The sequence below is a fragment of the Tropicimonas sp. IMCC6043 genome, from assembly GCF_004146235.1.
Classification (GTDB): Bacteria; Pseudomonadota; Alphaproteobacteria; order Rhodobacterales; family Rhodobacteraceae; genus Tropicimonas.
The window spans coordinates 1-23,327 of sequence record NZ_SELO01000019.1 but is presented as its reverse complement, the minus strand read 5'-3'; the positions used below and the strand labels follow the sequence as shown (position 1 = coordinate 23,327).

Annotated in this window: 19 protein-coding genes, 1 tRNA gene, 3 pseudogenes and 1 riboswitch; of the genes and pseudogenes, 17 read left to right on the top strand and 6 right to left on the bottom strand. The window is 64.1% G+C overall.

Annotation, left to right across the window (positions count from 1 at the left end):
- The first annotated feature begins 55 nt into the window (after positions 1–55).
- Positions 56–130: transfer RNA gene (locus EU800_RS16355), tRNA-Glu, on the top strand.
- A gap of 114 nt (positions 131–244) precedes the next feature.
- Positions 245–1,050: pseudogene (locus EU800_RS16350) on the top strand (transposase).
- Positions 1,051–1,262: 212 nt separating this feature from the next.
- Here the strand turns inward: EU800_RS16350 and EU800_RS16345 are convergent.
- Both EU800_RS16345 and EU800_RS16340 read right to left on the bottom strand, forming a co-directional pair.
- Positions 1,263–2,066, bottom strand: a pseudogene (locus EU800_RS16345) (IS5 family transposase).
- Between the two features lie 188 nt (positions 2,067–2,254).
- A complete protein-coding gene (locus tag EU800_RS16340) occupies positions 2,255–2,791 on the bottom strand; it encodes a CIA30 family protein (protein WP_129634101.1) in 537 nt (178 codons plus the stop codon).
- Between the two features lie 209 nt (positions 2,792–3,000).
- Between EU800_RS16340 and EU800_RS16335 the strand changes: the two genes are divergently transcribed.
- Positions 3,001–3,477: a DUF4440 domain-containing protein gene (locus EU800_RS16335; protein WP_165354698.1), complete on the top strand. Its 477-nt coding sequence runs from the start codon at positions 3,001–3,003 to the stop codon at positions 3,475–3,477.
- 126 nt (positions 3,478–3,603) lie between these two features.
- On the opposite strand, the pseudogene EU800_RS16330 reads toward EU800_RS16335, so the two are convergent.
- Positions 3,604–3,903: pseudogene (locus EU800_RS16330) on the bottom strand (hypothetical protein); the annotation flags it as partial.
- 204 nt (positions 3,904–4,107) lie between these two features.
- A riboswitch (cobalamin riboswitch) is annotated at positions 4,108–4,329 on the top strand.
- Positions 4,330–4,362: 33 nt separating this feature from the next.
- On the opposite strand from EU800_RS16330, the gene EU800_RS16325 reads away from it, so the two are divergent.
- From EU800_RS16325 to EU800_RS16315, 3 genes are all read left to right on the top strand, one after another.
- Entirely contained in the window at positions 4,363–4,539 is a 177-nt protein-coding gene (locus EU800_RS16325; RefSeq protein ID WP_129634099.1) for a CbtB domain-containing protein, read from the top strand.
- 3 nt (positions 4,540–4,542) lie between these two features.
- A complete protein-coding gene (locus tag EU800_RS16320; protein WP_129634098.1) occupies positions 4,543–5,226 on the top strand; it encodes a CbtA family protein in 684 nt (227 codons plus the stop codon).
- 296 nt (positions 5,227–5,522) lie between these two features.
- Positions 5,523–5,981, top strand: coding sequence for a cytochrome c (locus EU800_RS16315; protein WP_129634097.1), 459 nt, complete (start codon positions 5,523–5,525; stop codon positions 5,979–5,981).
- A gap of 105 nt (positions 5,982–6,086) precedes the next feature.
- Here the strand turns inward: EU800_RS16315 and EU800_RS16310 are convergent, their stop codons facing one another.
- Positions 6,087–6,284: a heavy-metal-associated domain-containing protein gene (locus tag EU800_RS16310; RefSeq protein ID WP_129634096.1), complete on the bottom strand. Its 198-nt coding sequence runs from the start codon at positions 6,282–6,284 to the stop codon at positions 6,087–6,089.
- Between the two features lie 218 nt (positions 6,285–6,502).
- Between EU800_RS16310 and EU800_RS16305 the strand changes: the two genes are divergently transcribed.
- From EU800_RS16305 to EU800_RS16270, 8 genes are all read left to right on the top strand, one after another.
- Positions 6,503–9,007: a heavy metal translocating P-type ATPase gene (locus EU800_RS16305; RefSeq protein ID WP_129634095.1), complete on the top strand. Its 2,505-nt coding sequence runs from the start codon at positions 6,503–6,505 to the stop codon at positions 9,005–9,007.
- An 11-nt stretch (positions 9,008–9,018) separates the two neighbouring features.
- Complete coding sequence (cueR, locus tag EU800_RS16300) at positions 9,019–9,444, top strand: Cu(I)-responsive transcriptional regulator (protein ID WP_129634094.1); 426 nt, start codon at positions 9,019–9,021, stop codon at positions 9,442–9,444.
- 421 nt (positions 9,445–9,865) lie between these two features.
- Complete coding sequence (locus tag EU800_RS16295; protein ID WP_256369774.1) at positions 9,866–10,942, top strand: LacI family DNA-binding transcriptional regulator; 1,077 nt, start codon at positions 9,866–9,868, stop codon at positions 10,940–10,942.
- A 102-nt stretch (positions 10,943–11,044) separates the two neighbouring features.
- Complete coding sequence (locus tag EU800_RS16290; protein ID WP_129634093.1) at positions 11,045–12,292, top strand: sugar ABC transporter substrate-binding protein; 1,248 nt, start codon at positions 11,045–11,047, stop codon at positions 12,290–12,292.
- Positions 12,293–12,381: 89 nt separating this feature from the next.
- Positions 12,382–13,317 carry a carbohydrate ABC transporter permease gene (locus EU800_RS16285; protein ID WP_129634092.1) on the top strand — a complete coding sequence of 312 codons (936 nt, stop codon included), beginning with the start codon at positions 12,382–12,384 and terminating at the stop codon, positions 13,315–13,317.
- Positions 13,314–14,201, top strand: coding sequence for a carbohydrate ABC transporter permease (locus EU800_RS16280; RefSeq protein WP_129634091.1), 888 nt, complete (start codon positions 13,314–13,316; stop codon positions 14,199–14,201). The genes EU800_RS16285 and EU800_RS16280 overlap by 4 nt, the downstream gene beginning before the upstream one ends.
- Positions 14,202–14,226: 25 nt before the next feature.
- Positions 14,227–16,164, top strand: a complete 1,938-nt coding sequence (locus tag EU800_RS16275) for a glycoside hydrolase family 127 protein (RefSeq protein WP_129634090.1) — start codon at positions 14,227–14,229, stop codon at positions 16,162–16,164.
- Between the two features lie 5 nt (positions 16,165–16,169).
- Positions 16,170–17,261, top strand: coding sequence for an ABC transporter ATP-binding protein (locus EU800_RS16270; protein WP_129634163.1), 1,092 nt, complete (start codon positions 16,170–16,172; stop codon positions 17,259–17,261).
- Between the two features lie 462 nt (positions 17,262–17,723).
- On the opposite strand, the gene EU800_RS16265 is transcribed toward EU800_RS16270, so the two are convergent.
- On the bottom strand, positions 17,724–18,593 hold the full coding sequence (locus EU800_RS16265) for an oxaloacetate decarboxylase (protein ID WP_129634089.1): 870 nt from the start codon (positions 18,591–18,593) through the stop codon (positions 17,724–17,726).
- Positions 18,594–18,832: 239 nt separating this feature from the next.
- Here EU800_RS16265 and EU800_RS16260 point away from each other — a divergent pair, with 239 nt between their 5' ends.
- The 3 genes from EU800_RS16260 (at position 18,833) to EU800_RS16250 (ending at position 21,901) form a co-directional block, all read left to right on the top strand.
- Complete coding sequence (locus tag EU800_RS16260) at positions 18,833–19,798, top strand: tripartite tricarboxylate transporter substrate binding protein (RefSeq protein WP_242500607.1); 966 nt, start codon at positions 18,833–18,835, stop codon at positions 19,796–19,798.
- Positions 19,799–19,880: 82 nt separating this feature from the next.
- Entirely contained in the window at positions 19,881–20,369 is a 489-nt protein-coding gene (locus EU800_RS16255; protein WP_129634087.1) for a tripartite tricarboxylate transporter TctB family protein, read from the top strand.
- A complete protein-coding gene (locus EU800_RS16250) occupies positions 20,369–21,901 on the top strand; it encodes a tripartite tricarboxylate transporter permease (RefSeq protein WP_129634086.1) in 1,533 nt (510 codons plus the stop codon). Before EU800_RS16255 ends, EU800_RS16250 begins: the two co-directional genes overlap by 1 nt.
- 25 nt (positions 21,902–21,926) lie before the next feature.
- On the opposite strand, the gene EU800_RS16245 is transcribed toward EU800_RS16250, so the two are convergent.
- The gene (locus EU800_RS16245; RefSeq protein ID WP_207209926.1) at positions 21,927–23,078 is read right to left on the bottom strand and encodes a 2-methylaconitate cis-trans isomerase PrpF family protein; all 1,152 of its coding nucleotides are present in this window, start codon (positions 23,076–23,078) and stop codon (positions 21,927–21,929) included.
- Positions 23,079–23,327: the final 249 nt, after the last annotated feature.

Sequence of the window (23,327 nt, the reverse complement as noted above, 5' to 3'; positions counted from 1 at the left end):
AAAAACCCCTTGCACGGCCCGGCAGGCTTTTCTACATACCGCCGCACCAGCGCAGGGTCCGTTCGTCTATCGGTTAGGACGCCAGGTTTTCAACCTGGAAAGAGGGGTTCGATTCCCCTACGGACTGCCATAAATCCACAAAATACAGATTTTTAAGGTATTTTATGGATTCCCCCCCGCTGGCTCTGTTGCACATTTCCTGTCAGGGGTTCATCCCGAGAATCCAGCAAAGTAGAAGGTCTGCATGAGCAGACTGACACCTCCGGCCTACAAAACCAGGAACTGGCGGACTTGCAATGAAGCGCTCAAGCGCCGTAGCTCGCTGACGATCTGGTTCGACTCAGAGATGAATTCGGAGGCCGAACCCACGGGCAGGCGCGCGCGCCTACGGACCTTCAGTGACGCCGCCATCCAGACCTGCCTTTCGATGAAGCTGCGGTTCGGCATGGCGCTGCGGCAAACGACCGGGTTCGTCGCAAGCCTGTTGCGGCTGGTCGGCCTCGATTGGACGGCGCACGACTTCAGCACGCTTCTCGCCGTCAGGAGACCCTGGCTGTCAACATCCCCTACCGGAAATCCAAAGGGCCGCTGCACCTGCTGATCGACAGCACCGGCATCAAGGTCGAGGGCGAAGGCGAATGGCACGCCCGCAAATTCCACGATGCCATCTCCGACCGCGGCGCCCATGCCGTTCGTCGGGGAAATGGTCCTCCGGAGCATTTCCTTTCCTTCTCACTCCCGCACCGCGAGAACGCCAAACCATGGCAGACCGTCACCGCCGGAGCCATGGCCCGAAACGAGGCGCTGCGCGCGGCGAAATACCTCGGTTGGGCTCTGTGGCGACGATGGAACTGATACCACTGCCAGAACCGCGTCGAAAGGAAGATACTTTGCGTAAAACTTCTGGGCCAGCGGTTGATGGCGCGGGACTTCGACCGCCAAGTTCCCGAGATCCAGATCCAAATCGCCGCCCTGAACCGCTACACCGCGCTCGGCATGCCCTTCACAGAGGCTGCGGGATACCTCCGTCAGGGGAAAAGGCAACCCTGACCTTCAGCCGATGTGTGCAATAGTGCCCGACGACCCGACCGAAGCCGATCCGGAGATGCTTTCCGTGCTGAGAGTGCTGATGACGATTGGAGTACTAGGTAATCTACGAGGCGCAGAACGGAATCGAGAAGGGCGAGCTTGGGATTTCCCCTTTTGCAAACTATCCGTAAGTTGCCGAGCGCATTCTTCTCGCGATGTACGAGAACCTTAGGTCATGTTGACAAATGGCGGAGCCAGAGGCGGATTGATGTGATGTCGATGAAGCCGAGGAAGCTTTCAGCCGTTTTGTCGTAGCGGGTCGCGACTCGGCGTGCATTCTTGAGCTTGTTGAAGCATCTCTCCACCAAGTTCCGCAAGCGATACAGTGGGCGATCAACGCCAACACGCTTCTTTCGCGACTTCCGCATGGGGATCACTGGTTGAATGGCCCGTTCCCGCATCTCGTCGCGAATGCTGTCAGCATCATAGCCTTTGTCGGCCAGCAGGACGGACGGTTCGGGGAGGTTGTCGTCCATGACGAGATCGAAGCCGAGATAATCCGATGTCTGGCCGGGTGTGATGTCAGTCGGCATCGGCAGACCGGCGGCATTCACCCGGAGGTGGATCTTGGTCGTGAAGCCACCCTTTGAGCGGCCAAAACCCTGTCGCGGAGTCCCCCTTTAGCGCCCGCTGCCTGATGATGGGCGCGAACCACGGTGCTATCGACCATTTGCAGGGCGTCAGGGACGATCCGGCTCTCGGTCAGCGCCTCCAGGATCTGATCCCAGAGACCGGCGAGCGTCCAGCGGCGGAACTGCCGATAGACACTTGACCACTTTCCGAACTCTTCGGGCAAGTCCCGCCATGGTGCCCCTGTCCGAGCAATCCAGAAAACACCATCAAGAACAAGCCGGTGGTCTGTGGGTTTGCGCCCATTCGGGGCGCGGACAGACAAGATGAACCGCTCAAAGAACGCCCACTCATTCGCCGGGAAAACGGTCCCCCGGACCGTTTTCTGACCCGCCTCATTCCGACATCAGGTTTCGTGCCAAGCTGGTCTCCATCGCAGATACCAGCTTGAATCACGCCTACTGCCGAGTGTGAATCCCTTTTGTCAACACGACCTAGCAACATCTGCCGGATGGCCGGTTCAGCGAGGCATACCCGGGACTAAAAAATTCAAGGGGCCAGACGAGACAGGATCGCGCGACGCTCTCCCGTTGGGTCAGTGTGCCGCGCTCGAGGAATAGAAACGGATGTCGGCAACCGCGATGTCGGCCTCGAACGCCCGGCCGATAGCGACGATCCCAAGCCGGCGGAGACGGGCCGGATTCAGTGGCTGATCGGTCCGGTGCGGCGTGAAGCCGTCGAAAGGCAGGAACACCGTCGTCCAGTCAGGCGGGGCGCGGAAGCTCTGACGGTAGGACTCCCACGGGTGCCGAATGTCCGAACTGCGCAGGTGCAGGTTGTAGGTCCGCCCGTTTCCGAACGCATCGAGACGGATGCCTGCCCATTGGCGCGCATCGACCTCTGCGCCGTCCTTTCCGAGATCCAGGGCAATCTGCAGGAACCCGCCATTGTTCTCGAGACGGACACTGCCGCGCATGCGGATAGCGTCGCGGCCGTCAACGATCTCGCGGGTCATCCTTCCCGACGAGACACCGCCCATGACACGGTCGGAAACGAGCGCCCAGCCATTGCCGGTCGCCGCCATCGGAGGGGCCAAACTCAGATCGTCGATCACGTCCGGGGCATCATTCATTTCGCTCGTCCCTTCTACCGTTCCCGGTCATTTAGGCCGCCTCGGTTGGGACTCAATCCCTCCTCGTGCATCGCCTGATCCCCATGTGTATCCGTGCCAGGTCGGCGTCTGCCGGGGTCGTCGCGCGCAATGTTCCAGATCAACGCCAGATGCAGGGCAAGGTGGTAGGCTGCCGCCGCGGAAACGAGGGCAACCAATGGGGGAAAGCCATGAGATACCCGGTTGCCACAAAGCCCGTCGCTGCCGGTTTGTGTGTTCTGCTTCTCGGCATCGGCGGGAGTACCGGCCTGAGGGCCGATGACGCCTCGGACAAGGCGGGCATCCAGAGCCTCTTGACCACCTATGCCAGCGCTGCGGTGTCGGGTGATACCGAGACCTGGCTGTCGCTGTGGGACCCGGCCGGCGTTCAGATGCCACCTGGTGTTCCGGCGCGGGGCATCGACGTTGTCGCTGCAAACATCGCTGATGCCTGGGCCAAGCGCCCGCCTCGGAAATCCATGTACATCAACCCGATCGACATCGAGATCGCAGGTGACTGGGCCTTCGCGCGGGGCGACTATGACGTCACATCTGTCATCGGCGGGGCCGAGAAGAAAATGGAGGGCAAGTTCCTGACCATCCTGAAGCGTCAGGATGACGGCTCCTTCAAGATCTACCGCGACTGTTTCAACGGGAACGGCGAATGAAGGGCTGACACGAGGTATTCGACTCGAGGCGTCGCTTTCAGCCAACGACCTCGAGCGGTGATGCCGAACAGGGCGCGGCCGGCCAAAGTCGCGATGCGAATTGTCATCTTATGTCTGCGGGCCGCGTCAGTGCTCGGTGTCAGTCAGTGGCGCCAGCCAGCGGGAGAGATACAGGCATTTGAACGCGAACACGGCAGCAATGGCGACGGCGGCAATGGTCACGATCATTGGATTGCTCTGCCGTTTCGTTGCGCCAAAGACCGCCAACACGATCGCGTCTAAGGCAAGCGCCAACATCCGTGACACGGCAGAGATGCTTGCGATCAGGCCGGACGCTGTTGCGACGTCGGCGAGGAGCACAATCAAAAGGAAGCCGGCCCGGCCGACCGCCGGAGCTGTGGCCTCTGCCAGGGAATAGTCCCGCGCCAGTCGTCCTGCGGCATTCCGAATCTCCTTATCATCGCCATCCGCAATTCGCCCGTCGAGCCCGCGGCAGAGATAATGACGATGCGGTCTGGGTCTGGACTGCGTGCAGCACGGGCGGAGCGATGTCCGAGAAGGCCGCCAGACCTCGGGAACCGTGCCCCGCTATCTCGCACATATTCGACTTGCCTGAACGGCTCGCGCAAAGGTAGAGTCGAACGATCCGGTTCTCCCGTGAGGCACAAAGTGTCGGGAGACGAAGAGGGAATTCGGAGGGAAGGTACCCAACCCGGGCCATCCCGACCGAAGCCGCCCCCGCGACTGTCAGCGGCGAGTGCGGGCCAGCGACGCCACTTGCCCCGTGCAGGGAAGGCAGGCCCACATGACAACCCGCGAGCCAGGAGACCTGCCGGATTGTTGAAACTCGATGCTGTCGGGTGTGACAGCGAAAGGAGCTACATCATGATCGCGACCCTTCGACAGAAGGCCAGCTTCGGTATTTCGAGCCGCCACGCAGCGGTGCTGGTCTGCGGCATTCTCGGCCTCGGGCTCGTTACCATAGCCGGGAATGTCCAGGCATCCGCCCTGCATGCCGCCGCCCACGACGTGCGCCACGCCAACGGCTTTGTCTGCCACTAATCGATGATCCTGAAAAGTCTGACCAGCGGCATCGTCGCAGGGGCTGCAGCGGGCCTGCTCACGGGCCTGCTGCAGCTAGCATTCGTGCAGCCGGTGCTGCTTCACGCGGAACTCTACGAGGCCGGCGAACTCGTGCATCTCGGAGCGGAGGCCGTGTCGGCACAGCAGCCATGGAGCGGGATCGCTCCCCTGCGCGACGGTCTGAGCCTGCTCTTTTCGATGCTGATCTATGCTGGGTACGGACTGCTGCTGACCGCGGCGATGTCGCTGGCAACAGCAGACGAACAGCCGATCTCGCTGCGTTCCGGCGCCGTCTGGGGGATATGTGGCTTCGTGGCGGCACAGCTGGCACCGGCCTTCTCGCTGCCACCCGAAGTGCCGGGGTCCGCGCATGTGGACCTCTCGCAGCGGCAGATCTGGTGGTATGCAACCGTTGCTGCCACCGCCGTTGCCCTCTGGCTTCTGGCTTTTGGCCGGCGACACTGGCACATCGCGGCCGCCGCGATTCTGCTTCTCGCTCCGCATGTGATCGGTGCGCCGCGACCCGAGCATTTCGACGGGCCGGTGCCGCAGGAGCTTGCAGCGCTGTTCGCCAGCCGGGCGCTCGGCGCCGGGCTCGCCGGATGGGTTATCCTCGGCGCCATCCTCGCTTGGTTGAGGACAGACACCGCTGACAACACCGGCTGATCGAGAAAGTCCTTCATGCGCGGGCACGACCGGAGTCACTCACTCGTTATCGATGCGCCGTTGACCTTTCCGCACTGGAAGGTGGCATCCAGATTGGGGCCGGGAAAGGACGCGGACATCGTGAGCAAGGCATTGGCGTCGGACGGACCGTCCAACCGAGATTATGGGGAGCGACCATGGAACCACCACTCCGTCGCAGCGGGCGCATGATGTCCGTGTGTCCATGACCCGCGAGCAAAACTGTCAAATGTCCGAGGGGCAGCATCGAGCATGAATATCCGCATCAAGGTGCCAGGATGAGACCGGTCCCAACACTTATCGGAGCCGGCGCAATCGCAATCGGCGCGATTTTCGCAATCCTCCTGACAGGCGGATCGGCGCCGCTTCGCCAGCCCGAAGATGTCGACATCGCCGCCGGCGCTGCGCTCTATCAGGAGCATTGCGCCGACTGTCATGGCACCCGGCTCGAAGGGCAGGCCGACTGGCAATCGGGCGGCTCGGACGGTCCGGCGCCCGCCCCGCCGCACGACCATACCGGCCACACCTGGCATCACGGCGACGGGCTGCTCTTCACCTATACGAGGCTCGGCGGTGCCGAGACACTGGCGCAGCAGGGTATCGAGTTCGAGAGCGGCATGCCGGGCTTTGGAGATAGCCTGAGCGACGCGGAAATCTGGGACATCATTGCCTTCATCAAGTCCACATGGCCCGATCGTATCCGCGAAATACAGGCGACCCGGACCGAGGCCGAGTGAACTCTGCCCTACAATTGGAGTCCGTCGCCTCAACACAGGCGTCCGGCTTTCGCAGGACGCCTGCCGTCGTTCCGGCGGCTTCACGCCACCGGCCCTTTATGCCTCTTAGGCCGCCTCGGAGCTATATCCGGCTTCTTGGATCGCCGATTGCAGAGCCTGCGCCGACAACTCGCTCGAGATCGAAACCGAGCGATCCTCGAGGTTGCAGTCGACTTTCGCCTGCGCGTCGATTTCCTTGATGGCCTTTTCGATGGCGGCCGTGCAGTGGCCGCAGCTCATGTCCGGTACTGTGAATCGAGTCATGGTCGTCTCCTTTTTTTTCACCCGATCGGCGATTCCAGCGCGGGAAGGTCAAGACCTTTCTACGCCGCACCCCGGCTTGAGACGCCTGCCTGCGACTATTGCACCGCCGGAGCAAGAGCCGGGTCCAAGGTTTTTCCGTGACCCTCCTTGACCTTCCAGTCAGGGGAACCCTTATGTGGGGAACCAGCTAGAGATATCCTGAGTCGCTGGAGGCTGGAATGAGCACATTGAATCTTTCCGTGGAGGGCATGTCCTGCGCCTCCTGTGTCGGTCGTGTCGAACGGACGCTGGGTGCGTTGCCAGGAGTCGAAAAGGCCGCTGTCAACCTTGCCAGCGAGAGCGCCCGCGTCGATTTCGCGGAGCAGGCCGACATTGCGGCCGTCACGGAGGCGCTCGAGAAGGCCGGCTATCCGGCGCGCACCGGCGAACTGACACTACGGGTCGAGAACATGTCCTGCGCTTCATGCGTGGGCCGGGTCGAGCGTGCGCTGGCCAAGGTGCCGGGCGTGCTCGAGGCGTCGGTCAATCTCGCGAGCGAGACGGCGCGCGTGCGGTATCTCGAGGGCCAGGTAACGCCGGACCTGCTGGTACGGACAGCCACCGAGGCCGGTTACCCGGCCTCCCTGCCGGAGGCCGCCAGCGCAGCACCGGAGGCCGGAGCGCGCAAGGAGGCGGAAGCGGCGGAACTCAGGCGCCTGACATTCATCGCGGGCGCGCTGACCCTGCCGGTGTTCCTGCTGGAAATGGGCGGGCACGCCTTTCCGGGACTCCATGCGCTCATCGGCAACACCATCGGCCATCAGGCGAGTTGGGTGATCCAGTTCGTGCTGACGAGCCTTGTGATCTTTGGTCCGGGCCGGCGCTTCTACCTGAAGGGCTACCCGGCGCTATTCCGCGGCGCGCCGGACATGAACAGCCTCGTGGCGATCGGCACCTCGGCGGCCTATGGCTACTCGGTGATCGCGACCTTCCTGCCGTCGGTGCTGCCGGCCGAGACCCGCGCGGTCTATTTCGAGGCCGCGGCGGTGATCGTCGTGCTGATCCTGCTCGGCCGCTGGCTGGAGGCTCGCGCGAAGGGGCGCACGGGCCAGGCAATCCGCAAGCTGATCGGGTTGCAGGCGAAATCGGCAATGGTTGAACGCGGCGGAGAGACCATCGAACTTCCGATCGAGCAGATCGTGGTCGGCGACGTGATCCGCGTGCGTCCGGGCGAGCGGATCGCGGTGGATGGCGAGGTAGTCTCGGGCGCGAGCTATGTCGACGAGAGCATGCTTACGGGCGAGCCGATCCCCGTTGGCAAGGAGGCGGGAGATACCGTCGTCGGCGGAACGGTCAACGGCACCGGCACGATTTCCTTCCGCGCGACGAAGGTCGGCGCTGACACGATGTTGGCGCAGATCATCCGCATGGTCGAGGAGGCACAGGGCGCCAAGCTGCCGATTCAGGGGCTGGTCGACCGGATCACCATGTGGTTCGTCCCGGCCGTCATGACGTTGGCGGCGCTCACCGTGTTGGTCTGGCTCCTCTTCGGTCCCGATCCGGCGCTGACCTACGCACTGGTTGCCGGGGTGGCAGTGCTGATCATCGCCTGTCCCTGTGCCATGGGTCTGGCGACGCCCACCTCGATCATGGTCGGCACGGGCCGGGCCGCCGAGCTTGGTGTGCTCTTCCGCAAGGGGGATGCGTTGCAAGGGCTTCAGGATGTCGGCGTCGTGGCGCTCGACAAGACCGGCACGATCACCCTAGGCAAACCGGCACTGACCGACATCGAACTGGCTCCGGGCCGGGACCGTGACGCCACGCTGCGATCCGTTGCCGCCGTCGAGGCCAGCTCCGAGCATCCCGTGGCCAAGGCAATCCTGGAAGCTGCCGGCAACGGCGCGGGCCTGTCGGAGGCCGAGGATTTTGCCTCGATCACCGGATTCGGTGTCCGCGGAAAAGTCGACGGGAAGGACGTGCTGGTCGGCGCCCGGCGACTGATGGAGCGCGAGGGGATTGCCCTGGGAGAGCTTGCCGCCACCGGAGCGGCCTATGCCGCCGCGGGCAAGACTCCGCTTTTCGCCGCCGTCGATGGCGAGATCGCAGCCGTGTTCGCAGTGTCGGACCCCGTGAAACCCACCTCCCGCATGGCCATCGACGCGCTGCACGCCCTTGGGTTGCAGGTCGCGATGATCACCGGCGACGCAAAGGCAACGGCAGATGCGATCGCCCGCGAGCTGGGCATCGACCACGTGGTCGCCGAGGTCCTGCCGGACGGCAAGGTGGCGGCGCTCGACGCGCTGCGCGACGGTGGCCGCAAGCTCGCCTTCGTCGGCGACGGCATCAACGACGCACCCGCGCTCGCCCATGCCGATATCGGCATCGCCATCGGCACCGGCACCGATGTCGCCATCGAGAGTGCCGACGTGGTGCTGATGACCGGTGACCTGCGCGGCGTGGTCAATGCCTTCGACATCTCGGCCCGCACGATGCGCAACATCCGTCAGAACCTCGGCTGGGCCTTCGGGTACAACACCGCGCTGATCCCGGTCGCCGCCGGGGTCCTCTACCCTGCCTTCGGCATTCTGCTGTCGCCGGTGCTGGCGGCCGGCGCCATGGCGCTGTCGTCGGTCTTCGTGCTGTCCAATGCCCTGAGGCTGCGCTTTGTCGAACCCGTACTGCGGGACGATGAGGCCCCTCGCGCGCCGATAGGGCAGCCTCTCTCACCTGCTCCCGCTGAATAAGGAGTCTCGCTATGAATATCGGAGACGTCGCCCGCCGGTCTGGTCTGCCGCCGAAAACCATCCGCTACTACGAGGATATCGGGCTGGTATCGCCGCTCCGGAGCGGCAACGGTTATCGCAGCTTCCGCGAAAGCGACCTGCACAAGCTCGCCTTCCTCGGCCGCGCACGGTCGCTGGGTTTCACCATTGACGATTGCCGGACCTTGCTGAAACTCTACGAGGACGACGGACGTGCCAGCGCCGACGTCAAGAAGATCGCCAGCGATCACCTCACGCGGATCGATGCCAAGGTCGAGGAACTTCTGGCCATGCGCCGGACCCTCTCGCACCTCGTCCACGAATGCGCCGGCGACAACCGGCCCGACTGCCCCATCCTCGACGACCTCGCAGCGAGTGCTTCCGTGGATGGGCCGGTTGAAAAATCGGTCCATCGGTGAAGAGAGCGCCCCGCAATGCAGGCCACAGGATCGGGGCGAGAGGTTGAGAGCGCGCGAGCACCTGTCGCCCGCGAATCGTTGCTCGACAGGATCCGGTGACTTCCGTGCATTGGTCCGGGCCTCGCCCAAACATTGGCGCCCTGTGTCCCGTTGGCCCCGCGTGAGATCGGCCCCAACATAAGAGCGAGCCGATCCACCCGGTCGATGCCCAACGGCTCCATCGGACCATTCTCGGTATCCGACAAGGCCCTGCGAAGTAGTTCCAGCAGACATTTCACGCAATCCCGCCCGTCCATCGCCTGCCGCCGCCGATGATCGCGGAGACACTCGTTGACAGATGCCAAGCGCTGTGTCACCTTTTTGCGCAAACGTTATCCCATAGAGGTATAACGTTTGCTCAAATACTGCGGAGGGTGCGTCCGTGCCGGGCGAAGGACCAGAACAGTCGAAGGCTGCGCCAGCCGGGCGAGGGCTTGCTCGGGTCACGATCCGCGACGTCGCGGAGATGGCGGGAGTGAGTGTAACCACGGCGTCCCGAGCGCTGAACGATACCGGCCGGATGACCGAGGCGACCCGCGAGAAGGTCAGAGCGGCGGCGGACCAGTTGGGATACCGGCCGAACTCGATGGCACGTGGTCTGGTCAGCCGGCGGTCGTTCACGCTCGGCCTTCTGACCAACGACTCGTACGGGCGCTTCACCCTGCCGATCGCGGCGGGTTTGAGCTCGGGTATGGTCGATCGTGGCGTATCGGTCTTCCTCTGCGCCGGCGAAAAGGATGCCGAGCGAACGCGGCTTGACCTCCAGGCGATGGAGGAGAAATGCGTGGACGGGCTGATCGTGGCCGGAAAGCGCATCGACCGCGGCCTTCCGATCGATATTCCGCACCAGCGCGTCCCGGTGATCTACGTCAATTCCGCCTGTCCTCCTGGCGCGGTGGGTTTCGTGCCCGACGACATCGGCGGTGCACGTGCCGCCGTCGCGCATCTCGTTGCGGTCGGACGGCAGCGGATCGCCCATATTACCGGCCCGAGACAGTTCGCCGCGACGGCCCTGCGCGCGCAGGGATGGCGGGAAATTCTTGAGGAACATGAGCTTGCGCCGTTCGGAGAGGCCCTTTTCGGAGAGTGGTCGGAGGATTTCGGCTATCGCACCGCCCAGACGATGTTCGATCCGGACGGCCCGGCGGAACGTCCCGATGGCATCTTCTGCGGCAATGACCAGATCGCGCGAGGTGTGATTGACGGCTTGACCCTGCTTGGCCTGCGGGTGCCGGACGACATCTCGGTGGTGGGCTTCGACAACTGGGAGATTTTCGCCAAGGCCACACGCCCGCCGCTCACGACAGTGGACATGGGCTTGTTCGATCTCGGCCAGACTGCGGGACAGGCCATGCTCGATCTGATCGACGGCAAGCCAGTTGAACCGGGCATAACCCGCACGCCCTGCCGGCTCGTTGTGCGGGAGTCGAGCGCCCCGCCGGGGCACCGACCACTCTGAATTATTCCACCTTCGTGCCCGCGCAGTGAAGCGACGGGCGACCCATCGGAAATGCAAACCTTATTCACCCCTGCACGGGTGAAAAACATCGGGAGGAAGACCATGAAGACCAAGATACTTTCCGGCGCGCTGATCCTGGCGGCCACGGGGCTCGGCGGCGTCGCCCAAGCCGACTCCTTCACCCTGTGGGTTCGCTCGGATGGCTCCGAGTTCATGCCGAAATTGGTGGAAGCCTTCAACGCCAAGGGCGAGCACGAAGCACAACTTCAGATCGTTCCCGTGAACGAACTCGTTCAGAAATACGCCATCGCGGCAGCGGGTGGGTCGGCCCCGGACGCGCTCTCGCTGGACCTGATCTACACCCCGGCCTTCGCTGCTGCAGGACAACTCAAGGACATCACCGATCTGGTCGAGTCGTTGCCCTATCGCGATGCGCTTTCCCCGGCCCACATGTCGGTCGGCACCTATGATGGCAGGATCTACGGACTGCCCTTCTCGGCCGACGCTTCCGTGCTGCTGTGGAACAAGGACCTCTATCGCGCGGCCGGGCTCGACCCGGAGCAAGGGCCGACCACCTGGGCCGAGATCCGGGAGGACGCGGAGGCCATCGCCGCGCTCGGTGACGACACCTACGGCTTCTACTTTTCCGGTAGTTGCGGCGGCTGCAACGTCTTCACATTCACACCGCTGATCTGGGCATCGGGGGGCGACATCTTTGCCGACGAAGGCAAGACGGCCACGCTTGCCTCTCCGGAAGTGCGCGAGGCAATCGATTTCTACCGCGGCATGGTGCAGGCCGGCATTGTTCCGGCGGGAGCACAGACCGACACCGGCGCAAACTTCTTCGCAGCCTTCGCAAACGGCAATATCGGTATTTCGCCCTCCGGCTCTTTCGCCATCGGCGCGCTGAACAACCAATATCCCGATCTCGACTATGGCGTGGCGCTCCTGCCCGGCAAGGAGGGCGGCGCCTCATCTTTCGCAGGCGGCGACAATTTCGTTGTCTCGCAGGACACCGAAAACCTCGAGCCGATCAAGGCGTTCCTCGAATTCGCCTATTCCGTCGAGGGGCAGACGATCCTTGCCAACAACGGCTCGCTGCCGGTGCGCGCGGACGTTGCCGCTGAGGCGCTGGAAGGACTCGACGCGCGCAACCTCGTCTCGGCCGAGGCGATGACGGTCGGACGAACGCCCTACAGCGTAGTGTTCAACGACCTGATCAATTCGAGCAACGGTCCCTGGGCGACAACTCTGAACCGCGCCTTCTTCGCCGAGGACGACGCGGTTGTTGATGAGGCCGTGGAGGAGGGCCAGGAAGAGATGCAATCTATCATCGACGCTGCCGGCTGAACCCGCCTGTTGCACACGCAACGGACTCCGGCGTGATCCTTTGGAGACCGCCGGAGCCCTTCCCACCCCGACCTGTGAGAGATCCAGATATGCCCGACACGTCCTCGAAGGCCCCGGCCGCAGTCGCGACGCCGCGACCACGGCGACGCCGGCGGCGGAGCGCTGATTGGGAGGGACTGCTCTATGTGCTGCCGGCCGCGGCGCTCGTCATCGTCTTCTTCATGATTCCCCTCGGGATGACGATCTGGATGTCGCTTCACAAATGGCCCCTGATGGGCAAACCGCGGTGGATCGGTCTCGACAACTATTCCCGACTGCTGGGGGATTCCGATTTCTGGAACGCGCTCGGCTTCACGGTGCAATACACGCTCGCCGCAACCGCCGGCCTGCTGGGCGTCGCGCTCATCCTGGCGCTGATGGTGGAGCGACCGGCCAGAGGCGTTGCGTTCTACCGCACGGCCTATTTCCTGCCGGTGGTCACGGGCTTCGCCTCGGCCAGCCTGCTCTGGGCGTGGCTATCCAACGTGGATTCCGGCCTCTTCTCCCCGCTCGCCCAGACAATCGGGCTTACCTCCGAGCCCGTCAACATCCTGGCCACCTTCGGCCCTGCCTTCTGGTCGGTCACGATCATGGTGGTCTGGAAAATGGCAGGCTTCCACATGGTGATCCTGATGAGCGGGCTGCAATCCATTCCCGCCGACTACATCGAGGCTGCCCGCATCGACGGAGCCAAAGCCCACCAGCGGTTCCGCTATATCACCCTGCCGCTCGTCCGCAGGCCCTTCGCGCTCGCGCTGATCCTCTGCGTCTCCGGCTCCATGCTGGCCTTTGACCAGTTCTACATCATCCTGAGCGGCGGGCCGCAGAACCAGACTGTTACCGCCGTCTACCACATCTTCAACGAGTCCTTCGTCTCGTTCCGGTTGGGCTACGGCGCGGCGCTGTCCGTGGTGCTGCTGGCGATCCTGCTGGTTCTGAGCGCAATCCAGCTCCGGCTGCTACGAGACAGGGGAGAGACCCGATGAACGCGGCAACGATGGATGCCAGCATTCGGGCCCCTGCCCGCCGCCGCGGTCGGATCAGGTATCACCGGGCTGTCTTTCATGTCACCGCGGTGCTGGTCGCGCTGTTGTTTCTGGCGCCGATCTTCTGGGTGGTCGCCGCGAGCTTCCGCACCAAGGCCGAATCCGGCCAGCCGCCCCTGCCGCCCTGGCCATCGGGGCCGTTCAGCATCGACAGCTATCTGCGGCTGGAAAATTTCGGGCAGTCGATCCTGCACTACTCGGGCAATTCGCTTTTCGTCGCGGTGGGAACGGCGGCGCTGACGATCGTGGTCTCGACGCTGGCCGGCTACGGTTTCTCCCGCTTCAACTTCCCGCTGAAGGGGCTCGTCTTCCTGCTGGTCCTCGCGACGATCATGGTGCCGTTCCAGTCCATCCTGACCCCGCTCTTCCTGCTCCTGGCGAAGATGGGCCTTCAGAACACGCTGATCGGCCTGATCCTGATCTACACCACCCTGCAACTGCCCTTCTCTGTGTTCATGATGCGCAATGCCTTCGACGCCGTGCCGAAGGAGATCGAGGAGGCCGCGCGGATCGACGGGGTAAAGGGCGCGCGGATGCTGGTGCAGGTCATGGGGCCGCTGGTGCTGCCCGGGGTCGTGACGGTCGGCCTCTTCGCCTTTCTCAATGCGTGGAACGAGTTCCTTGCCGCGCTGGTCCTTCTGACCGACCAGAGCAAGTTTACCCTTCCTGTTCTGATGACCGCCGTCCGCTCCGGCCGGTTCGGCTCCATCGACTGGGGGGCCGTGCAGGCCGGCGTGACCGTAATGATGATCCCGTGCCTGATCCTCTTTCTCATCCTGCAACGCTCCTACATCCGCGGCCTGACAGCCGGCGCGGTGAAGTGAGACGCCCGCCACGAAAGGACATCCTATGAACGAAACTCTCGCGCCCAGAGCTGCCGGCACGACCCGCTCCAAGTTCCGCCCGCTTTCGGTGGACAAGGTGGAGGTCGGCGGCTTCTTCGGCCCGCGCCTTGACACCGTCTCCACCGTCACCGCGCGGATGCTGTTCGACCGCTGCATCGACGCGGGCATGCTCGACCAGGTGGACCCCGACCGACCGAACCCGGGGATCGTGATACCGTTCCAGGACGACAACCCGAATGTCACCACCCAGATGTTCTGGGATTCCGATTTCGGCAAGAGCATCGAGGCGGCGGCCTATGCGCTGAACCGCACCCCCGATCCCGAGCTCGAAGCGCGGGTGGACGACGTGATCGATGCCTATGAGCGGCTCCAGCAGGAGGATGGTTATCTGAACTCCTGGTTCATCCGCATTCAGCCGGAAAAGCGTTGGACCAACCTGAGGGACCAGCACGAGCTCTACAATGCCGGACACATGATCGAGGGCGCGGTGGCCTATTTCCATGTCACCGGAAAGCGCAAATTCCTCGAAATCATGTGCCGATACGCCGACTACATCGCCGAGGTCTTCGGTCCGGCCGCAGGGCAGAAGCGCGGCTATCCCGGGCACCCGGAACTGGAATTGGCGCTCGTGAAACTCGGCCGGGCCACGGGCGAACAGCGCTATCTCGATCTGGCGCGGTTCTTCGTCGACCAGCGGGGACAGCCGCCGCGCTATTTCGACGAGGAGGCAATCGCGCGCGGGGAAAAACCGGAGGACTTCCACTTCCACACGCTGGAGTACTGCCAGGCCCACCGGCCTGTGCGGGAACAGAACGCGGTTGTAGGCCACGCCGTGCGGGCGGCCTATCTCTATGCAGGGATGGCCGATGTCGCGACCGAGTTCTCGGACACAACGCTCGATGCGCCGCTGGACACTCTGTGGCGACATCTGACGGAAAAGAACCTCTACGTGACTGGCGGCTTCGGACCCTCGGCGCGGAACGAGGGGCTCACCTTCGACTATGACCTGCCGAACGAGACGGCCTATGCCGAAACCTGCGCGGCGGTGGCGCTGGTCTTCTGGGCCAGCCGGATGCTGGGGCGCGGGCCGAACGGGCGCTATGCCGACGTCATGGAGCAGGCGCTCTACAACGGGGCGCTTTCCGGGCTGTCGCTCGATGGCAAGACCTTCTTCTACGACAACCCGCTGGAGAGCCGGGGCGGTCATCACCGCTGGGTCTGGCATCGTTGTCCCTGCTGCCCGCCCAACATCTCGCGCTTGGTGGCCTCTATCGGCACCTATCTCTACGGCGTCGCCGACGATGAGATCGCGGTGCACCTTTACAACGCCGGCAAGGCGGAAATCGAGGTTGCGAACACCCAGGTGACGCTGACGCAGGAGACGCGCTATCCGCTGGACGGAGCAATCTCGATCACGGTGGAGACAGCATCGGAGGTGGCGTTCACCCTCTCGCTCCGGGTGCCGGGCTGGGCCGGCAGCGCATCCCTTACTGTCAATGGAGACACTGTGGAGGCGGCAGCCCGCGACGGCTATCTGAGGCTGTCCCGAAACTGGCGGTCGGGCGACCGGGTGGAGCTGACACTCGGCATGGAGCCGCGGCGCATCTTTGCTCATCCCAAGGTGACACCCGACCAGGGGCGAGTGGCGCTGTCGCGGGGGCCGCTCATCTACTGTCTGGAAGGGGTGGACAACGGAAGCGACCTGAACTCGCTGGTGCTGGCAGATGGCGCAGCAATCGACACGCGCGAGGAGGACATCCTCGGCGGCATCGTCCGCCTGACTGCCAAGGCACAGCGGGAAACATGGCCGGACGATGCGCTCTACCGCAGCGGGCCGCCCTTGCGTGAACCCGCCGTGCTCTCCGCGGTTCCCTATTACGCCTGGGACAACCGCGACCCCGGCGAGATGCTGGTCTGGCTGCGACGGGAGCCGGGCCAGTGACCCGGATGGACAACGTACTCGGCGAGCGCAGGACGTCCGGCGTGTCGCTGGAAGCGGTCAGCAAGTGGTTCGGGAACGTGAAGGTGCTGCACGACATCGACCTTGACATCCAGAGCGGCGAGTTCGTCGTCTTTGTCGGTCCCTCCGGATGCGGAAAGTCCACGCTCCTGCGCCTGATCGCCGGTCTGGAGGAGGTGACGGAGGGCGAAATCCGGATCGGCGGCCGCGACGTAACGGACGCCGACCCCTCCAACCGCGGCATCGCGATGGTGTTCCAGACCTACGCGCTCTACCCGCATATGAGCGTGGCCGAGAACATGGGGTTCGGCCTGAAGGTCGCAGGACGGCCGAAACAGGAGATCGCCGGCAAGGTCGCAGCGGCGGCCGATGTGTTGCGCCTCACCGACTACCTCGACCGCCGCCCCGGCCAACTTTCGGGCGGGCAGCGGCAACGCGTTGCGATCGGTCGCGCCATCGTGCGCGATCCGGACGTGTTCCTCTTCGACGAACCGCTCTCAAACCTTGACGCGGAACTCCGGGTGGAAATGCGGATCGAGATCGCCCGCCTGCACCAGAGTCTCGGCAACACGATGATCTACGTCACACATGACCAGACGGAGGCGATGACTCTGGCCGACAAGATCGTGGTCTTGCGGGGCGGACGAATCGAGCAGGTGGGCAGCCCGACGACGCTCTACGACGACCCCGACAACCTGTTCGTTGCAGGGTTCATTGGCTCGCCCAAGATGAACTTCCTTCCGGCCGAGGTCCGGGAGGGCGCAATCCGCGTGGGGGGGCATCCGCTCCCGGATCCGGGGTTGGCGGCCCGACTCGCCGAGGGCACACGGCTACAGGTGGGCATCCGTCCCGAGCACCTCCGGCCGGCCGAACCCGGCGAGCCTGCCATGCCCCTGACGGCACAGTTTGCGGAGTTCCTCGGCGGGACCACCTATCTCTACGGAATTGTCGGCGAGGGGCTGGACTGCGTGATGGAAGTCGACCGGAGCGTCGACACCAAACAGGGAAACCAGTTGAACGTGACCGCGGCGCCGGATGACATTCGATGCTTTGGAGAGGACGGTTTGCGCATCCGGTAACCGCGTCCGCCTGGTTCCGGCAGCGGTCTCTTGCGCTGCCGCATCGCCCGCCGCGGCAGCGTCATTGACGATCTCTCTTGCCCTGCTACCGACGTCGTCGACCACTCCCTCCGGGAGCCTCGCCATACTTCTCTGCCTTGAAGTAGGGTCGGCCTCAACGAAAGAGGCGGAAAGAATGAAGAGATCAAGCCTCGAGGTCTCTGATCGTGAGACGGGCACGCAGATCCTGCCGCACAGTTGACGGCTTGCGCTCACGCAACGGCCGACGACCCCAGTTGCTGAGGTGTTGCGGAGCGCAGAAACAAACTGAAGGCCGTCCATCCCGGGAGGCGGTTAACTTATTCATTTCGTTAACGCGCAATCATGCGTTGTGGAGTTCCGCAACACCTTCTTCTTTTCAGTCTTTGGGTCGCAACGCCGGACGGGCCCGTCCCTACCGGGTGGCAAGGATTCCAGCCAGTCTCAGCCGTCCGCGAACTTGTTCTCGATGGCGTCCACTTCCGGCTTTCCTACAAGACGTTGACGCTCTTCGAAGGGCACGACAACTCCCGACTCCTCCGTCAACTTGCCGGACTCCTTCAGGGCGGAGAGAGCGGTCTTCATCCCCAGCATGGCACCTTGGAGGGCCGCATTGGCATAGAGCGCGATGCCGACGCCCGCTTCTGCCAACTCGGCATGTTCCATCGGGGGCGTCTTGCCACCGATCACGATATTGACCACTTGCGGAACCTCGAGTTCCGCCGCGATGCGCGAGATGTCCTCGATCCGGCGTGGCGCTTCGACGAAGGTCATGTCGGCGCCCGCGGCAATGTAGCGGCGCGCCCGGTCGAGCGCGGCGTCGAGCCCCTCGGTCGCATATGCGTCGGTGCGGCCGATGATCAGGAAGTCGGGATCGTGCCGCGCTTCGGCAGCGGAAGCGATCTTGCGCGCCATCTCGTCGGCCCCGATCACCGACTTGCCGTCGAAATGACCGCACCGCTTCGGGAACTCCTGGTCCTCGAGTTGAATGGCGTTGGCACCGGCGCGTTCGAGCGTGCGGACCGTGTGCCAGGTGTTCACCGCGTTGCCGAAGCCGGTATCGCCGTCGACGATCAGCGGCAGATTGGTCACGTTGCGGATGGCGGCGACATGGTCGGCAAGTTGGGTCAGGCTGAGGAAGGCAACATCGGGCAGGCCGAGATAGGCATTCGAAACGCCGGCGCCTGTGACGTAGAGAGCCTCGAATCCTTCGTCCTCGGCGATCCGTGCGGCCAGCGCGTTCATCACGCCCGGCACCAGCACGGCGCGGCGGTCGGTGACAATGTGGCGCAGAAGCGTACCCGGTGTGTTCATGCGATCGGTCCTTCCAGTCGGGCGGGACCGGCGCTGCCCCGCGAAAACGAAATCGCTCAGAGTAGTACCGGAGGACCGATCCGTAGTCCAAGGGCATGATGACCCTTCTCGGCGGCGCGACATGTCTTCCAGGCGCGGGAAACCAATTCACTTGCGGGAAATTTGTGCTAGTCCTTTGAGACCCGGTCGGATCCGGCCGGATAAGAAACGGGAAATCCAAGGGAGGAAATCCATTGCTGTTGTCTCGAATCAGCGCTGCGACCATCGTCGCGGCGGGTCTCGCGATCCCCGCCTTCGCCCAGGTCATGATCGACAAGCCGGAATGCGTCGCGCCGGCCAACCCCGGCGGCGGCTTCGACCTCACCTGCCGGATCGCCCAGACCGGCCTAGAGCCGCATATTGCCGATCCGGTACAAGTGACCTTCATGCCCGGTGGCATCGGCGCCGTGGCGTTCAACCTGTTCAACACCACCCGCACTGATGACGGTTCGGCGATTGTCGCGTTTTCCACCGGCTCGCTGCTGAACATCGTCACCGGCAAATACGGCGAGTTCACCGAGAAGGACGTCCGCTGGCTGGCAACGGCAGGGGCCGATTTCGGCGCCGTCGTGGTCCGCGCCGACAGCAAATACGAGAGCCTCTCGCAGCTGATGGACGATTTCTCGGCCGATCCCGGAAGCGTCGTCCTGGGGGCCGGCGGTTCGGTCGGATCGCAGGACTGGATGAAGGGTGCGCTTCTGCTGAAGGCGGCCGGCGCGTCGCCGATGGACATGCGCTACGTCGCCTTCGACGGCGGTGGCGATGCCATCGCGGCGCTGCTCGGCGGATCGATCGAGATCTACACCGGCGATGTCGGCGAGATGGTTCCGCATCTCGAATCCGGCCAGATGCGAATCCTGGCGGTACTGTCGCCGGAACGCCTTGACGGAGCCTTCGCCGAGTTCCCGACCGCCAAGGAGGAGGGCTACGACGTCGAGTGGACCATCCTGCGCGGCTTCTACATGGGCGGCGACGTTTCCGACGAGGACTACCAGAAATGGGTCGATGCGTTCCAGGCTGCCTACGCGACCGAGGAGTTCGCGGCGGTTCAAAAAGAGCGTGGTCTCCTTCCGCTCGACATGGCCGGTGCGGAACTTCAGGCTTCGATCGAGCAGCGGGTCCAGAACCTGCGCGAGATCGCGAAGGAAGCCGGCCTGATCCAGTGATCTGACGTCTACGAGGCCCGTCCCGCGCGTTCGCCGCGGGGCGGGCCGGTCCACCCGGATTTCGCTGTCGAGGGAGATCGACATGGCCGACCGCATCTTTGCCGGTGTGCTGCTTCTTGTAACGCTGGCCTATTCGGTCATCGCATTCACCACCATCAAGGCGCCATTCCAGTATGATCCGCTCGGCCCGGAGAGCTGGCCGCGCATCCTGTCCATCGTGGCGATCATCTGTCTGCTGGTCATCCTGTGGAAACCGGACACCGACAAGCTCGACGTCGCAGGCCAGACCTGGTTCCGGCTCGCGGCCACGGTCGTCCTTCTCGTGGCCTATTCCGAACTCTACGAGCCCCTCGGCTTCATCCTGGCGACCATCCTCTTCGGCACGGTCCTGTCGGCGATGCTCGGCGCCAGTGTGCTGCGCGCGATCATCTTCGGCTTCGCGGCGGGGATCGGGGGATACCTGCTTTGCGCGGTCCTGCTCGACCTGAACCTGCCAGAGGGCGAGATCTTCGAGACCCTGTTCGAAAGGGCACCGGCCGAGCAACCAGCCAGTGCGGAAGGAGCCTCCTGATGGAAACCGTTCTCAGCGGCCTCGCGACCGGCTTCGGCGTCGCGCTCGATCCTTTCAACCTTTTCCTGGTGCTGGTCGGCTGCTTCGCCGGCACCCTCATCGGCGCGCTGCCCGGGCTCGGTCCGATCAACGGCGTGGCGATCCTGCTGCCGATTGCTTACAGCCTCGGCTTCGGCCCGGAATCGGCACTGATCCTGCTTGCGGGAATCTACTACGGCGCCGAATACGGCGGCCGGATCTCGTCGATCCTGCTAAACGTGCCGGGCGACGCGGGCGCGGTGATGACCACGCTCGACGGCAACCCGATGGCGCGCTCCGGCAATGCTGGCCGGGCGCTGTCGCTCTCGGCGGTCGCCTCCTTCGTCGGCGGCACCTTCGCGGTGATCCTGCTGTCGCTTTTTGCGCCGATTCTGGCCGCCTTTGCGGTGACCTTCTCGCCGGCCGACTATGTGGCTCTGATGGTCTTCGCCTTTGCTTCCCTGGCCTCGCTGGTCGGCAAGAGCACGGTCAAGACCCTGCTCGGTGCGCTGATCGGGCTGATGCTGGCGACGATCGGTATCGACGCCAACACAGGCATCCCGCGTTATACTTTCGGCGTTCCCGACATCCTCGCGGGCATCGACTTCCTGATCGTCGTGGTGGGCCTGTTCGGCATGGCGGAACTGCTGACGCTGGTCGAGCAGCAGGTCTCCGGACAGCTGAAATCGCTCCCGGTGGACAAGAGCTTCGTGCGCTGGGCCGACCTGGCCCGGACCAAGTGGACCATCGCTCGCAGCTCTATGATCGGCTTCTTCATCGGCATCCTGCCCGGCACCGGCGCCTCGGTTGCCTCCGCGGTGGCTTACGGCACCGAGAAGCGGATCAGCGATACCGAGGGGACGTTTGGCACCGGCGACGTACGCGGGCTGGCGGCCCCTGAGGCGGCAAACAACGCCGCTGCCGGCGGTGCCATGGTGCCGATGCTGACGCTCGGCATCCCGGGGTCCGGCACCACGGCGATCCTGCTCGGGGCGCTCCTGATGTTCAACATTCAACCCGGACCTATGATGTTCAGCCAGCGGCCCGAGGTCGCCTGGGGCCTGATCGCCTCGATGTATATCGGCAACGTGGCTCTCTTGGTCATCAACCTGCCACTGGTGGGGCTGTTTGCCCGGATGCTGACCATCCCGCAGAAATACCTGACGCCGATGATCGCGATCCTGGCCTTCATCGGCATCTACACGATCGTTGGTAACCCCTTCGACCTGCTGATGATCACCGGTCTCGGCGTCTTCGGCTGGTTCCTGCGCAAGATGGACTTCTCGCTGGCTCCGGTGATCCTCGGCTTCGTGCTCGGGGCGCTCTTCGAGAACAACCTGCGCCGGGCCTTGTCGATCTCCGGCGGCGACTGGTGGATTCTGGTCGGGAACTACAAGAGCATCGTCCTCTACCTGCTGGCGATCCTCGTGGTGGCCCTGCCAATCTACCTCGGCCGTCGCGCCCGGAGGATGGAAGGCGATGCGGTGTCGGCCGAGGATGCCCACCGTCCGTGAGGAATCCGCGGGGCGCGGACTGCAATCAGGTCGCGCCCCCAACGAGAGCAGCCGGAACAAGAACGGCACCTTCCATGATCCGGCGCTGCGTCCGGTAGGTGGTGGCCGAAATGGCCTCCCAGCGGTCGCCGCGCCGGCGAGTCTCAGCCTCGGCCGGCACCAGACCCGACGGGGTGCCGACCAGCGTCGTCCCCGCGGGCACGGCCAGTTCGTTCACAATGGTCCCGGATATGTTGCCGGCCACGGCCACGCACATCGCCCCCGACAGCATGATCGCGCGGTGAATGTTGCCCATCGATACGGAGCGGGTGGCGACGTGATAGTCGGTCGCGGCGTAGTGCCGCCCGTCGAGCGCAGTGAAATCGGATGGCGGGGCGATCATCACGACCCGCGGAACGGAGAGCATCGCCTCGCCCGGCGTCCATGACAGACCCATCGCCACCGAGGCCGCGCGCCGGACCCGGTCAAGCCGGTCCATCAGGTCGGCATCCCTTTCAAGTTGTTCGGGCCCTTCGGTCGCGGATCTGCCGAATTCTGCGGCGCGGACGAAGACGACCGGGTTGGAAACGTCCACCATCGACACCTCGAACCGGCCGATATCCGCAACCTCGAGCACGTCGCGCGGCTGGCCCGTCGGCAGCAGCGCGCCGGACGCGCCGCCGCCCGGGTCCGCATAATCCAGCCTGATCCGGGCGCCGGTTCCCGCAACGCCCGGGATCTCGAAGTCGCCCTCCTCCACGGCGCGCCCGCCCTTCACCGGGAAACGTGCCGTGTAGTGCTTGCCGGTATTGGTGTTGAAGACCCGGACCGTGGCGATGCCGTCATCGGCTTTCACCATGCCCTCATCGACGGCAAAGGGACCGACCGCGGAGGACATGTTCCCGCACATGGTTCCATAGTCGACAACGGGCTCCTTCACGGCCACCTGGACGAAGGTGTAGTCCACGTCGGCATCCTCGCGCGACGAGGGCTCCACGATCACCACTTTCGACAGCGACGAGATTCCGGCCCCCATACCGTCGAGTTGCCGCCCGTAGGGATCCGGCGACCCAAGGACATGGAGGAAGATGCGGTCCCGCGCCGCGCGGTCTTTCGGCAGGTCACTGCCGCGAAACAGGACTCCCCTCGACGTGCCGCCCCGACAAAAGACCGCCCGTATTCGCCTCTGCCCTCCCATCATCCGTCTGCTTCGCCGTTGTTTTTCACCAAGTGAACTCCGCACCACAAACTTGACCTTGGGCGTGCGACACCGCAAGTCGTCATAGCAAACGCTTCGCCGTAAGGCTTATACCAGCGGCTCTACTGGTTGACCGTCGCCCATGTGCGCGAGGTGATCGAGGTTATGACCTCCGGTTGTTCTATAAAGAGGTTCCATGCCGCGCAGCAGGCATCGACGATAGCGCCGTAGTCGTCGAAAACGCTGATC

What these genes read in the sequence shown, in the direction of transcription:
- EU800_RS16280 (WP_129634091.1), top strand. Translation starts at nt 13,314, where the DNA reads ATGAACGCGGCAACGATGGATGCCAGCATTCGGGCCCCTGCCCGCCGC.
- EU800_RS16290 (WP_129634093.1), top strand. Translation starts at nt 11,045, where the DNA reads ATGAAGACCAAGATACTTTCCGGCGCGCTGATCCTGGCGGCCACGGGG.
- EU800_RS16305 (WP_129634095.1), top strand. Translation starts at nt 6,503, where the DNA reads ATGAGCACATTGAATCTTTCCGTGGAGGGCATGTCCTGCGCCTCCTGT.
- EU800_RS16250 (WP_129634086.1), top strand. Translation starts at nt 20,369, where the DNA reads ATGGAAACCGTTCTCAGCGGCCTCGCGACCGGCTTCGGCGTCGCGCTC.
- EU800_RS16340 (WP_129634101.1), bottom strand. Translation starts at nt 2,791, where the DNA reads ATGAATGATGCCCCGGACGTGATCGACGATCTGAGTTTGGCCCCTCCG.
- cueR (WP_129634094.1), top strand. Translation starts at nt 9,019, where the DNA reads ATGAATATCGGAGACGTCGCCCGCCGGTCTGGTCTGCCGCCGAAAACC.
- EU800_RS16335 (WP_165354698.1), top strand. Translation starts at nt 3,001, where the DNA reads ATGAGATACCCGGTTGCCACAAAGCCCGTCGCTGCCGGTTTGTGTGTT.
- EU800_RS16270 (WP_129634163.1), top strand. Translation starts at nt 16,170, where the DNA reads ATGGACAACGTACTCGGCGAGCGCAGGACGTCCGGCGTGTCGCTGGAA.
- EU800_RS16310 (WP_129634096.1), bottom strand. Translation starts at nt 6,284, where the DNA reads ATGACTCGATTCACAGTACCGGACATGAGCTGCGGCCACTGCACGGCC.
- EU800_RS16325 (WP_129634099.1), top strand. Translation starts at nt 4,363, where the DNA reads ATGATCGCGACCCTTCGACAGAAGGCCAGCTTCGGTATTTCGAGCCGC.
- EU800_RS16315 (WP_129634097.1), top strand. Translation starts at nt 5,523, where the DNA reads ATGAGACCGGTCCCAACACTTATCGGAGCCGGCGCAATCGCAATCGGC.
- EU800_RS16255 (WP_129634087.1), top strand. Translation starts at nt 19,881, where the DNA reads ATGGCCGACCGCATCTTTGCCGGTGTGCTGCTTCTTGTAACGCTGGCC.
- EU800_RS16320 (WP_129634098.1), top strand. Translation starts at nt 4,543, where the DNA reads ATGATCCTGAAAAGTCTGACCAGCGGCATCGTCGCAGGGGCTGCAGCG.
- EU800_RS16275 (WP_129634090.1), top strand. Translation starts at nt 14,227, where the DNA reads ATGAACGAAACTCTCGCGCCCAGAGCTGCCGGCACGACCCGCTCCAAG.
- EU800_RS16285 (WP_129634092.1), top strand. Translation starts at nt 12,382, where the DNA reads ATGCCCGACACGTCCTCGAAGGCCCCGGCCGCAGTCGCGACGCCGCGA.
- EU800_RS16265 (WP_129634089.1), bottom strand. Translation starts at nt 18,593, where the DNA reads ATGAACACACCGGGTACGCTTCTGCGCCACATTGTCACCGACCGCCGC.
- EU800_RS16245 (WP_207209926.1), bottom strand. Translation starts at nt 23,078, where the DNA reads ATGGGAGGGCAGAGGCGAATACGGGCGGTCTTTTGTCGGGGCGGCACG.